At 42.7% G+C, this 10,919-nt stretch carries 11 protein-coding genes, 1 tRNA gene, 1 rRNA gene and 1 pseudogene; 12 read left to right on the top strand and 2 right to left on the bottom strand.

Annotation, left to right across the window (positions count from 1 at the left end):
• Positions 1-88 precede the first annotated feature (88 nt).
• The 7 genes and pseudogenes from rrf (at position 89) to tsaD (ending at position 3,799) form a co-directional block, all read left to right on the top strand.
• Positions 89-204, top strand: a 5S ribosomal RNA gene (gene rrf, locus FQ085_RS15690).
• Between the two features lie 10 nt (positions 205-214).
• A tRNA-Asp gene (locus FQ085_RS15685) sits at positions 215-287 on the top strand.
• 129 nt (positions 288-416) lie between these two features.
• Positions 417-1,105, top strand: a pseudogene (locus FQ085_RS15680) (transposase).
• An 85-nt stretch (positions 1,106-1,190) separates the two neighbouring features.
• Entirely contained in the window at positions 1,191-1,643 is a 453-nt protein-coding gene (gene tsaE, locus FQ085_RS15675; RefSeq protein ID WP_058386366.1) for a tRNA (adenosine(37)-N6)-threonylcarbamoyltransferase complex ATPase subunit type 1 TsaE, read from the top strand.
• Positions 1,640-2,335 carry a tRNA (adenosine(37)-N6)-threonylcarbamoyltransferase complex dimerization subunit type 1 TsaB gene (tsaB, locus tag FQ085_RS15670; protein ID WP_149457104.1) on the top strand — a complete coding sequence of 232 codons (696 nt, stop codon included), beginning with the start codon at positions 1,640-1,642 and terminating at the stop codon, positions 2,333-2,335. Before tsaE ends, tsaB begins: the two co-directional genes overlap by 4 nt.
• On the top strand, positions 2,332-2,787 hold the full coding sequence (rimI, locus tag FQ085_RS15665; RefSeq protein WP_058386364.1) for a ribosomal protein S18-alanine N-acetyltransferase: 456 nt from the start codon (positions 2,332-2,334) through the stop codon (positions 2,785-2,787). Before tsaB ends, rimI begins: the two co-directional genes overlap by 4 nt.
• Complete coding sequence (gene tsaD / locus FQ085_RS15660) at positions 2,780-3,799, top strand: tRNA (adenosine(37)-N6)-threonylcarbamoyltransferase complex transferase subunit TsaD (RefSeq protein ID WP_149457103.1); 1,020 nt, start codon at positions 2,780-2,782, stop codon at positions 3,797-3,799. Before rimI ends, tsaD begins: the two co-directional genes overlap by 8 nt.
• A gap of 377 nt (positions 3,800-4,176) precedes the next feature.
• Here tsaD and FQ085_RS15655 read toward each other — a convergent pair whose 3' ends face one another.
• The gene (locus FQ085_RS15655) at positions 4,177-6,111 is read right to left on the bottom strand and encodes an ABC-F family ATP-binding cassette domain-containing protein (protein ID WP_149457102.1); all 1,935 of its coding nucleotides are present in this window, start codon (positions 6,109-6,111) and stop codon (positions 4,177-4,179) included.
• A gap of 132 nt (positions 6,112-6,243) precedes the next feature.
• Here FQ085_RS15655 and FQ085_RS15650 point away from each other — a divergent pair, with 132 nt between their 5' ends.
• From FQ085_RS15650 to tatC, 3 genes are all read left to right on the top strand, one after another.
• Positions 6,244-6,876 (top strand): redox-sensing transcriptional repressor Rex, encoded by a 633-nt coding sequence (locus FQ085_RS15650; RefSeq protein ID WP_058386361.1) that lies wholly within the window; start codon positions 6,244-6,246, stop codon positions 6,874-6,876.
• Positions 6,877-6,966: 90 nt separating this feature from the next.
• On the top strand, positions 6,967-7,161 hold the full coding sequence (locus FQ085_RS15645) for a twin-arginine translocase TatA/TatE family subunit (RefSeq protein ID WP_058386360.1): 195 nt from the start codon (positions 6,967-6,969) through the stop codon (positions 7,159-7,161).
• Positions 7,162-7,173: 12 nt separating this feature from the next.
• Positions 7,174-7,944, top strand: coding sequence for a twin-arginine translocase subunit TatC (gene tatC, locus FQ085_RS15640; RefSeq protein WP_058386359.1), 771 nt, complete (start codon positions 7,174-7,176; stop codon positions 7,942-7,944).
• A gap of 17 nt (positions 7,945-7,961) precedes the next feature.
• On the opposite strand, the gene FQ085_RS15635 is transcribed toward tatC, so the two are convergent.
• Complete coding sequence (locus tag FQ085_RS15635; RefSeq protein ID WP_149457101.1) at positions 7,962-8,780, bottom strand: CPBP family intramembrane glutamic endopeptidase; 819 nt, start codon at positions 8,778-8,780, stop codon at positions 7,962-7,964.
• Between the two features lie 191 nt (positions 8,781-8,971).
• Here FQ085_RS15635 and groES point away from each other — a divergent pair, with 191 nt between their 5' ends.
• Positions 8,972-9,256 carry a co-chaperone GroES gene (gene groES, locus FQ085_RS15630; RefSeq protein WP_006831533.1) on the top strand — a complete coding sequence of 95 codons (285 nt, stop codon included), beginning with the start codon at positions 8,972-8,974 and terminating at the stop codon, positions 9,254-9,256.
• 31 nt (positions 9,257-9,287) lie between these two features.
• Positions 9,288-10,910 carry a chaperonin GroEL gene (groL, locus tag FQ085_RS15625; RefSeq protein WP_149457100.1) on the top strand — a complete coding sequence of 541 codons (1,623 nt, stop codon included), beginning with the start codon at positions 9,288-9,290 and terminating at the stop codon, positions 10,908-10,910.
• Positions 10,911-10,919 lie beyond the last annotated feature (9 nt).

Raw genomic sequence — 10,919 nt, 5'->3', positions numbered from 1 at the left:
GACTTAACCAACACATTGTATGCGAAAAACTTGCTTGTTTCACCTGTCGTTTATCCAGTTTTGAGTGAACAAACACTCAACCAAATAGTCCAGTGATGATGGCAAAGAGGCCACACCCGTTCCCATCTCGAACACGGCAGTTAAGCTCTTTTGCGCTGATGGTAGTTGGGGGTTTCCCCCTGTGAGAGTAAGACGTCGCTGGTCTATTTTTTTTGGTCCCGTGGTGTAGCGGTTAACATGCCTGCCTGTCACGCAGGAGATCGCCGGTTCGATCCCGGTCGGGACCGTAATTTAAAAGATGAACGCAGCGATCCCGCTGTGTTCATCTTTTTTTTTGAAATAACAACCATTTTTAAAAAATGCCGATTGTAAAATTAAGCTAGACAATTGAAAAAGCCATTCGTGGTACACGCTACATGTATTTTCTGACCAAAGAAAACAGCAGAGTGATCACCGATGAATGGGTGATGATAGAATCCTACCACCGTCAACATATACCTATGGCGATCATTGCAGAATGCCTGAACCGTTCCAGGCAGCCAACCTGCAATGTCATCAGCTTTCTGAAATTGGGGCATACAGCCCTCGATTTTTACACACAATACATGAAAAGCAAGAAACATTGCGGCCGACGAAAACGGGTCTTACCGAAGAAACAAGTTGTCTATATTCAAGATAAGATGGTGCAAGGATGGACTCGCGACGTCATTAAGGGCCACCCAGAAACGGCAATCGATTGTTCTGTGCGGATGCTCTATTGCATGTTCAAAAATCGGGTCTTTGATGTTGCCATATTGCCGATGAAAGGGAAACCTGTTCAAATTCATCACGTTTAACTGTAGGAAAGAATTCTCCAACTGGAAAACGCTGCTGGTCCGACGTCTCAATTTACTTTACGGATCCTAGCACCTTGAATGAACACTCCAACTGCCTTCTTCGAAAAGACCGCTTGGCAAAAGAAATGGACTTCAACGAGGTCGATTCGTTCATTTCCACAGTTGCTGACAAGCGGAATAACATCCCACGGAAGTCGCTGGATTACCGTACACCTCTGGAGGCATTTTTGAGTCACCTGAATGGAGTCGATCTGTCTAGCTTAAATTGACAAACGGAAAAGAAAAACAATATATTTTGATTTACAACGATTATTTCGCTAAACTATGTAAAGACTCAATAGAGGTGACATGATAATGACTAATACAATAATGCTGAATTCGCCCGAAGAAACTGAAGTTTTTGCGGCCACTCTAGCAAGAAAATTGGAACCTGGAGACCTTCTAACATTAGCGGGGGGCTTAGGGGCAGGTAAAACAACTTTCACCAAAGGCTTAGCCAAAGGACTTGGTATTCAACGGATGGTAAACAGTCCGACCTTTACGATTTTGAAACAGTACTCAGGTCGACTGGATTTGAATCATTTCGATGTCTATCGTCTTGAGAATAGCGAGGAAGATATTGGATTCGATGAATTTTTTAGTAGCGAAGCAGTATCTGTAATAGAATGGGCAATCTTTATAGAAGACTACTTGCCAAAAGAACGTCTGGAAATTACGATTAATCGGCAGTCTGAACAAGGACGCGAAATAATCCTCAAGCCGATTGGGAAGCGCTATGAAAATCTGTGCAAGGAGCTAAACCTATGATCTATCTTGGAATCGATACTTCGAACTCTCCATTAGCCATTGCGCTGATTGAAGATAACACAGTCTTAATAGAAGAAACAGCAAACTTAAAAATCAATCACTCGTTGACGGCTATGCCGGCGATAGAAGAAATGATGAAAAAAGCAAAAGTATTGCCTACTGACCTGACGCATATTGCTGTAGCAGAAGGTCCTGGGTCTTATACAGGCGTGCGCATCGGCCTGACCATTGCGAAAACCTTGGCATGGTCACTGAAAATTCCGCTCCATCTAGTTTCTAGCTTACAAGTGCTTGCGGCGAATGAACAAGGGTTTGACGGACTTGTTTGTCCGATTATGGATGCCCGCCGTGGCACAGCTTTTATTGGTTTGTATGAAGGTAGTGGTTTAGAGTCAGTGCTTGCTGATCAACATAGTGATGTGAAAGAGTTTCTACTGAAAACAAAGGAACTCAATCGTCCGGTACTGTTTACTGGAATTGATGCAGCGTTGCACGAAGCGCTAATCATGGAGATATTTGGCGAGGGGGCACACTTTAGCAGAATTCAGAATAGGTTGCCGCGTGCAACAAATCTGATTATGCTGGCCCAGGAATCAACGCAAAGTGATGTTCATCATGCTGTTCCTGAATACCGCCGAATTACGGAAGCCGAAGCAACTTACAATAAAGCGCAAGAAGGTAAAATGTTATGAACGAAACAGTCAGTTTTCGAAAAATGACACTTGAAGATCTTGACGCGGTTTATGAGATAGAAGTTTTATCTTTTACATTGCCTTGGACGAAAGATGCTTTTTATCATGAAATGGTGACGAATGAACATGCCTATTACGTGATTGCTGAAACACAAGAAGGCATCGTTGGATATTGTGGAATGTGGTTAGTGATGGATGAGGCACACGTCACAAACATTGCGATTCATCCCGATCAGCGCGGTAAAAAATTGGGTGGGGGATTGATGCAAGCTGCCATTGATACAGCAAAAGAGCAGGGTGCGGTTCTTATGACACTTGAAGCTCGTGTTAGCAATACGGTTGCTCAAAATCTTTACCGAAAACTAGGGTTTAAAAATGGTGGCATTCGTAAACGCTATTATACGGACAATTACGAAGATGCTATAGTCATGTGGGTGAACTTTAATGAATAAGGATATTTATATATTGGGAATTGAAACAAGTTGTGATGAAACCGCAGCGTCCATTGTCAAAAATGGCACTGAAATCATCTCCAATGTGGTGGCTTCACAAATCGAGAGCCATAAACGTTTTGGCGGGGTGGTGCCGGAAATCGCTTCAAGGCATCATGTGGAACAAATCACCTTGGTGATTGAAGAGGCGTTGCAACTAGCAGGCATGGAGCCGAATGAGTTGGATGCAGTAGCTGTAACAGAAGGGCCTGGACTCGTCGGGGCCTTATTAATTGGTGTGAATGCAGCAAAAGCTTTTGCCTTCGCGCATCAACTGCCTTTAATCGGAGTTCATCATATTGCGGGTCACATTTATGCGAATCGTTTGGAGCAAGAAATGGAGTTTCCTCTTTTAGCACTCGTTATTTCAGGGGGACACACAGAACTGATCTACATGAAGGAGCACGGAGACTTCACGGTTATTGGAGAAACGCGCGATGATGCAGCAGGAGAAGCTTATGATAAAGTAGCGCGGACATTGGATCTACCTTATCCAGGAGGTCCACATATTGACCGATTGGCGCATGCTAGTGACGAAGCTATTACGTTTCCTCGAATTTGGCTAGAAGAAGGCTCTTATGATTTTAGCTTTAGTGGATTGAAATCGTCGGTGCTAAACTATATGCACAATGCTGCGCAGCGTGGAGAAAAAGTAGCTCCTGAGCATGTAGCCGCTGGTTTCCAAAACAGTGTAGTGGAAGTGGTGACCGGGAAAACAGTCCGTGCAGCTAAAGAGTACAAAGTTCGCCAAGTAATTGCTGCAGGTGGAGTTGCTGCGAATAAAGGAATGCGGCATTCGTTGGAAACAACATTTAAGGAAAAAGGTATTCCGTTCTATATTCCTTCATTGCCTTTATGTACCGATAACGCAGCGATGATTGCAGCAGCAGGAACTATTATGTACGAAAAAGGATTGTTTGGCACAATGGCCATGAACGGTCGACCGGGTATGTCTTTAACCTCATGGATTTAATAAAAGCAAGTAATTTCATCATTTCAGGTACACTGAAATATGTGAAATTACTTGTTTTTTTTTACAAAAATTCTGACAATCATACAAAAGGCCTCTATTGTTCTGTCAATAGAGAACATTTGTACTTATGCACAATTTGTGAATAAACTGTTTATAACTAGAGGATAAAAGGGGGTTATTCTATATATTGTGTGGTTTGAAGTGGAAAACTATGTGTACAATATTTATTTAACCTGTGGATAATGTGCATAAGTCTGTTGACAGTTGATAAGACAAGCTGAAGAATGTGGAAAAATCTGTGGAAACAAATATTTGATGAAACCCTATTGACCTATATCTAGTAATGTAAAAACCGGCTAATAGATAGCCGGTCAAAATCAAATATTTTCAATTTTTTCCTGAAGTTCAAGCCATTGGGTCATCGTTTCTTCGTGGTTTGCTTTTAGTTCTTCTAATTGATTTTGAAGCGGCAATACTCGCTCGTGATCTTGGAAAATTTCAGGCTGGCAAAGTTGCTCTTCAATTTCAGTGATTTGCAAATCTAGTTGTTCCATCAATTTTTCAACTTCATCGGATTGCCGAACAAGCTGACGTTCCAGTTTTTTAGCTTCTTTATCGATTTGCGAAGTAGAGGCTGTAGTGATCGTTTTTGCTTCGGTAACTGAACCGGCTTCATCGAGTGCTTTTAGTTCAGCAATTTCTAATTTTTTCTCTACGTAATAATCATAGTCGCCCAAGTATTCGGACGTGCCATCTTGCGTAAGTTCAATCACTTTCGACGCGATGCGATTCATGAAATAGCGATCATGCGATACAAAAAGCAAGGTGCCCGGATAATCCAATAAAGCATTCTCCAGCACTTCTTTACTGTCCAGGTCCAAGTGGTTAGTTGGCTCATCGAGAAGTAACACGTTGGCTTTTTGCATCATCAACTTGGCGAGTGCAACGCGTGCTTTTTCGCCACCCGACAATGTTGAAACGGGCTTTAGCACATCGTCACCGGTAAACAGGAAACGTCCAAGGATGCCGCGTATGTCCTTTTCGTTAATAAGCGGATAATCATCCCATAATTCGTTTAGTACGAGCTTGTTGCCTTTTAAATTGGCTTGCTCTTGGTCGTAATAACCAAACTGAATGCCGGCGCCATAATGGATATTACCATCGAGCTGGTTTAGTTCTTTCATAATGGTTTTCAACAAAGTCGATTTGCCAACACCGTTTGGCCCAACGAGAGCTAGACTTTCTTGTCGGTATAACTTTAATGAAATATCACGAGAAACGGGTTTGTCGCCATAGCCAATTTCTAGCGATTGAACGTTTAAAACGTCGTTGCCGCTTTGTTTACTAATGGTAAAGCCGAAACTGGCTGATTTTTCGTTGCCGTCAGGAGCTTCCATCCAGTCGGTTTTTTGCAAAGTTTTTCTACGGCTTTGCGCCATTTTGGTTGTAGAAGCACGTGCCAAATTGCGCTGGACGTAATCTTCTAGCTTAGCTTTTTCGCCTTGTTGTTTTTCAAATTGCTTTTGGTCCAGTTCGTATTGCTTTGCTTTTTCGTCTAAGTAACGGCTGTAGTTGCCGGTATACTTTTTAACACGGTGGCGGGAAACTTCGTAAACAAGCGTCACGACTTGGTCAAGGAAATAACGGTCATGAGAAACAATTAATAACGCACCGGGATAGTTTTTCAAGTAATTTTCCAACCAGCTCAAGGTTTCGATATCCAAGTGGTTGGTCGGCTCATCGAGAATGAGCAGTTGTGGCTTACTGAGTAAATGCTTGGCTAACATCAATCGTGTTTTTTGGCCACCGGATAAAGAGGTTATTTTCTTGTCAAAGTCATCTTGATAAAATTTCATGCCGTGGAGAATCGCTCGTGTATCGGACTCGTATTGATAGCCACCCGCATCCTTGAAGTCATGCTGCAACAGGTCGTATTCTTTCATGACTTTATCGTTTTCTGTTGCGTTGTTGTAGACATCTGGATTGGCCATTTGTCCTTCAAGACGGCGAAGTGTGGCTTCTTGTTCACGAAAATGATGAAAAATCGTCATCATTTCATCCCAAACAGTGGCGTCGGATTCTAAATTGGTCTGTTGCTCTAAATAGCCAATCGTTAAATCCTTCGGCATGCTAATGTCGCCACTATCGTACGATATTTCACCCGCTATTATTTTCAATAAAGTCGATTTTCCTGCACCGTTGCGGCCTACTAATGCCACGCGGTCACGGTGTTGTACTTCTAATTTGACGCCTGAGAGAATCTCTTCTGCGCCAAATGATTTATGGACTTGGTTTACTTGTAAAACAATCATGTAGGTCACCTCTATTCTCTTTAAGTGTAGCTGATAGGGCAGTTGTTCGCAATTGCACAAGCCTTTACATATCAAGGCTCCTACTGTAAGATGAAAGCGATTTGACAACACCTCAGGAGGATGCGAAAGCGTATGTTACACGAGACATCTAAAATTCCGCAAGCCACAACCAAAAGGCTGCCGCTGTATTACCGTTTCCTTCAAAATTTTGCGAATGCCGGTCAAAAACGGATTTCCTCGCAGGAATTAAGCGAAGCGATGAAAATCGATTCTGCTACCATTCGACGCGATTTTTCCCATTTGGGTGCGCTTGGCAAAAAAGGCTATGGCTATGACGTTCAAGAGCTGTTGCTGTTTTTCCGTAAGACACTAGATCAAGACGAAGCTACTAATGTAGCTTTAATCGGTGTTGGAGGACTAGGCGGTGCATTTCTAAAATATAATTTCCATCGCAACCACAATACGAAAATCATTGTGGCGTTCGATTCGAACAGCCCGTTAGAAGGCGAAAAAATTAACGATATTGATACGTATCACCCGGACAAGATTGAAGAGAAAATCAAAGAGTACGGCGTGGAGCTAGTCATCTTGACGGTACCGTCAAGGTCGGCACAAGAAGTAACAGATCGCTTGGCAAAGACTGATATTAAAGGGATTTTGAACTTTACACCGGTACGAATTTCAGTGCCTGATCATATCCGTGTCCAAACCATCGATTTGTCAGTGGAATTGCAGACATTGATTTACCAAATCAAGCAACAATGACTTAAAAACTTCACATTTCTAGGCTCTTTCGAAATAGCCAAACCGGTTCGAATGATGTAAAATAGAGCCATAATACAGGAGGTGCAACGTATGCCAGGTCCAATGAGTATCATCATTATCGGTGTTGTTGCTTTACTTGTTTTCGGTCCGAAAAAGTTACCGGAACTTGGAAAAGCGTTTGGTTCGTCTTTGCGTGAGTTTAAAAATGCTACAAAAGGACTTGTAGACGATGACGACGATAAAGTAGAGTTGAAGAAGAAAGACGAGCAAAAGGAAATACGATAGGATGTTTGTCCGATGATTGAAAAAGACATGACGTTAATTGAACATATAGGAGAACTCAGAAAACGACTGACCATTCTAGTCGTTTTCTTTGTATTAGCGCTTATTATCAGTTTTTTTCTTGCCCAGCCGCTAATTCAGTATTTGCAGTATACAGAGGAAGCTAAAAATCTTACCTTGAATGCTTTCAAAATTACAGATCCATTGAAGATTTTTATGCAAGTGACGATGATCTTAGCCTTGATTATCACTTCGCCACTGATTATGTACCAGTTTTGGGCGTTTATTAGTCCTGGACTTCTCGATAAAGAGCGGAGAGCGACGTTAAGTTATATTCCGTTTTCGGTGCTGCTGTTTCTAGGGGGAATCGCTTTTGCGTATCTCATCCTATTCCCTTATGTCATTGGATTTATGCTGAGTATTTCTGATAACATGGATATTCAAGAAACGATCGGTATCAATGAATATTTTCAATTCTTGTTTCAAATCACGTTGCCGTTTGGCTTAATATTCCAGTTGCCGGTAGTGATGTTGTTTTTAACAAGGCTCGGGATTATTACGCCGATGCTCATGACAAAATACCGCAAGTATTCTTATCTTGGGTTAGTCATTATTGCCGCGTTTATTACGCCACCAGACATCGTCTCGCATATGATTGTGACATTGCCGCTAATCATACTGTATGAATTTAGTGTGCTCATTGCCAAAGTGGGTTATCGTAAATTCTTAAAAGCTGAGCAGCAGCAAGCGATTAAAGAACAACAAGAAAGCCTTCCACCGAAGTAAATCGGGGAAGGCTTTTTTTACTGCAGATTTTCCATTTGTTTTTGGAATTCTAAAATTTTATCCATATTGAGCTGGATAAGCATTACATAGCCGTTTAGACAAATGTGAGCAATGATCGGTGTGATGATGCTTTTCGTTTTTTGGTATAGAAATGCCAAGATCAAGCCGGTCGTGAAATACAGCAACAGGTGCGTAAAGTCAAAATGGATCAACGCAAATACTAGTGCACTGACAGCCGTTGCGAAAAAGAAATTGGTAGTCTGATTGAGAGAACCAAATAACACGCGGCGGAAAACCAGTTCTTCCAGAACCGGGCCAAAAAGCACAATAGAGACGATGGCGAGCGGTACGGCATCGGCAATGTTCACTAAGGACGCCGTATTTTCAGAACCGGGATCAATGCCGAGAAGCTCCATTTCAATTAAAGCAGCAACGGATTGACCGATTAGTAACAACAAGAAGCCAAGAAAGCCCCAGACAATGGACAGTAAGACAGAAGACTTTTTGCCTTTCCATATATCAAAAAAGCGTTTGTCTCGGAAAACAAAGATAAGTGTGAGGATAAACCCGATGCCCATCGTCAGGAAGATGAGCCAGCCGGACGTTGCAGCACTGGCAGCTTCACGGCCTAAGCCTTGGCCTTCAAAATAATTAAAGGTTGGCGCGATAAACAAGATTGGTGACAGCTGAGCCGCGATGAAAATTAGCAATACGTAAAGAGGCGTTTTTTTGCCTTTGTACATAGGTCGCTTATTGCTGCTTTTTTGAATTTTTGGTTTAGTGGTAGCATCTTTTTCAAAAAACGTGTCTATAAATTTCTTGCGTTTAGTGGGCATAATATAATTCCTTTCACTTTTAAACTCCTTCTATTGTAGAGCTTTCAGCAGACAACCGCAAAGAAATCAAAATCATAGTAGTTCTTACTTGCAAAAGACTGAAGATTTTATTAAACTTGGTTATGGGTTAGCACTCAAAGGTTGAGAGTGCTAATCGAGAACATTTAGATAATTTGAGGAGGGTGTTTCATTTGTTAAGACCACTAGGAGATCGAGTAATTATTGAGCTCATCGAAGCGGAAGAAAAAACGTCAAGCGGTATTGTTTTACCAGGATCGGCACAAGAAAAACCGCAGGAGGGCCATGTGATCGCTGTAGGAAATGGACTTATCCGTGAAAACGGACAGCGCACAGAACTAGACGTGCAAGCTGGCGACCGCGTTATCTTCTCGAAATACGCAGGCTCTGAATTGAAATATGAAGGCAAAGAATATTTGATTTTACGTGAAAACGATATATTAGCAGTTTTAGGCTAAAATAACCCAACGACACAGGAGGAAGCTAAACATGGCAAAAGAGATTAAGTTCAGCGAAGACGCACGCAGTTTAATGCTGAGAGGCGTAGACAAATTAGCAGATACAGTAAAAGTAACGCTTGGACCAAAAGGACGTAACGTCGTTCTTGAGAAAAAATTCGGTTCGCCGTTAATCACCAATGACGGTGTGACAATCGCAAAAGAAATCGAACTTGAAAACGCTTTTGAAAACATGGGCGCGAAACTTGTTGCGGAAGTGGCTTCTAAAACAAACGACATCGCAGGTGACGGAACAACAACAGCAACGGTTCTTGCACAAGCGATGATTCGTGAAGGCTTGAAGAACGTAACAGCTGGTGCGAACCCAGTCGGCATTCGTCGCGGAATCGAGCTCGCTGTTGAAAGTGCAATTGGCGAATTGAAAGTGATTTCAAAACCAATCGAAGGCAAAGAATCGATCGCACAAGTGGCAGCGATTTCGTCTGGTGACGAAGAAGTTGGGAAACTGATTGCTGAAGCAATGGAGCGCGTGGGTAACGACGGCGTTATTACATTAGAAGAGTCACGCGGCTTTACAACAGAACTTGATGTGGTTGAAGGAATGCAGTTTGACCGTGGCTACCAGTCGCCATACATGGTAACCGATTCAGATAAAATGGAAGCGGTATTGGACAATCCATTTATTTTAGTAACCGACAAGAAAATTGGCAACATCCAAGAAATCTTGCCAATCCTTGAGCAAGTCGTTCAGCAAAGCAAACCGTTACTGATCGTTGCTGAAGATGTTGAAGGCGAAGCACTAGCAACATTAGTTGTTAACAAATTACGCGGCACGTTTAACGCAGTAGCTGTTAAGGCTCCAGGCTTCGGTGACCGCCGTAAAGCAATGCTAGAAGACATTGCAGCATTAACGGGCGCAGAAGTGATTACAGAGGATCTAGGGCTGGAATTGAAAACAGCGAATATCGCACAGCTTGGCCGTGCATCAAAAGTGGTTGTGACAAAAGAAAACACAACGATCGTAGAAGGCGCGGGCAACCAAGAAAACATCGTTGCGCGTGTTAGTCAAATCCGCAGCCAATTAGAAGAGTCAACTTCTGAATTCGACAAAGAGAAACTACAAGAACGCCTAGCGAAATTAGCTGGCGGCGTGGCAGTCATCAAAGTCGGAGCGGCTACAGAAACCGAATTGAAAGAGCGTAAACTTCGCATTGAAGATGCCTTGAACTCAACTCGTGCAGCTGTAGAAGAAGGAATTGTTGCCGGCGGTGGTACAGCATTAGTCAACGTCTACAACAAAGTGGCTGAACTTCTTGAATCACAAGAAGGCGACGTAGCAACTGGGATCAACATCGTACTTCGTGCGCTAGAAGAGCCGGTTCGTCAAATCGCAACAAACGCAGGACTTGAAGGCTCAATCATCGTTCACCGTCTAAAAACAGAAGAAGTCGGCATCGGCTTTAACGCAGCAAACGGCGAATGGATGAACATGGTAGACGCAGGTATCGTCGATCCAACAAAAGTGACGCGTTCAGCACTTCAAAACGCAGCATCTGTTGCGGCAATGTTCTTGACAACTGAAGCAGTTGTTGCAGACTTGCCAGAACCAGCAGGACAAGGCGGCGGCATGCCTGACATGGGCGGCATGATGTAATTTAGCAAC

Source organism: Planococcus sp. ANT_H30 (assembly GCF_008369335.1).
Lineage (GTDB): Bacteria > Bacillota > Bacilli > Bacillales_A > Planococcaceae > Planococcus > Planococcus kocurii.
The sequence above is the reverse complement of the archived record's forward strand: the minus strand, read 5'-3'. Positions and strand labels throughout refer to the sequence as shown.

Excerpts from the sequence above, each read along its gene's own strand:
- tsaE (WP_058386366.1), top strand. The coding sequence starts at position 1,191 with ATGACTAATACAATAATGCTGAATTCGCCCGAAGAAACTGAAGTTTTT.
- tsaB (WP_149457104.1), top strand. The coding sequence starts at position 1,640 with ATGATCTATCTTGGAATCGATACTTCGAACTCTCCATTAGCCATTGCG.
- rimI (WP_058386364.1), top strand. The coding sequence starts at position 2,332 with ATGAACGAAACAGTCAGTTTTCGAAAAATGACACTTGAAGATCTTGAC.
- tsaD (WP_149457103.1), top strand. The coding sequence starts at position 2,780 with ATGAATAAGGATATTTATATATTGGGAATTGAAACAAGTTGTGATGAA.
- FQ085_RS15655 (WP_149457102.1), bottom strand. The coding sequence starts at position 6,111 with ATGATTGTTTTACAAGTAAACCAAGTCCATAAATCATTTGGCGCAGAA.
- FQ085_RS15650 (WP_058386361.1), top strand. The coding sequence starts at position 6,244 with ATGTTACACGAGACATCTAAAATTCCGCAAGCCACAACCAAAAGGCTG.
- FQ085_RS15645 (WP_058386360.1), top strand. The coding sequence starts at position 6,967 with ATGCCAGGTCCAATGAGTATCATCATTATCGGTGTTGTTGCTTTACTT.
- tatC (WP_058386359.1), top strand. The coding sequence starts at position 7,174 with ATGATTGAAAAAGACATGACGTTAATTGAACATATAGGAGAACTCAGA.
- FQ085_RS15635 (WP_149457101.1), bottom strand. The coding sequence starts at position 8,780 with ATGCCCACTAAACGCAAGAAATTTATAGACACGTTTTTTGAAAAAGAT.
- groL (WP_149457100.1), top strand. The coding sequence starts at position 9,288 with ATGGCAAAAGAGATTAAGTTCAGCGAAGACGCACGCAGTTTAATGCTG.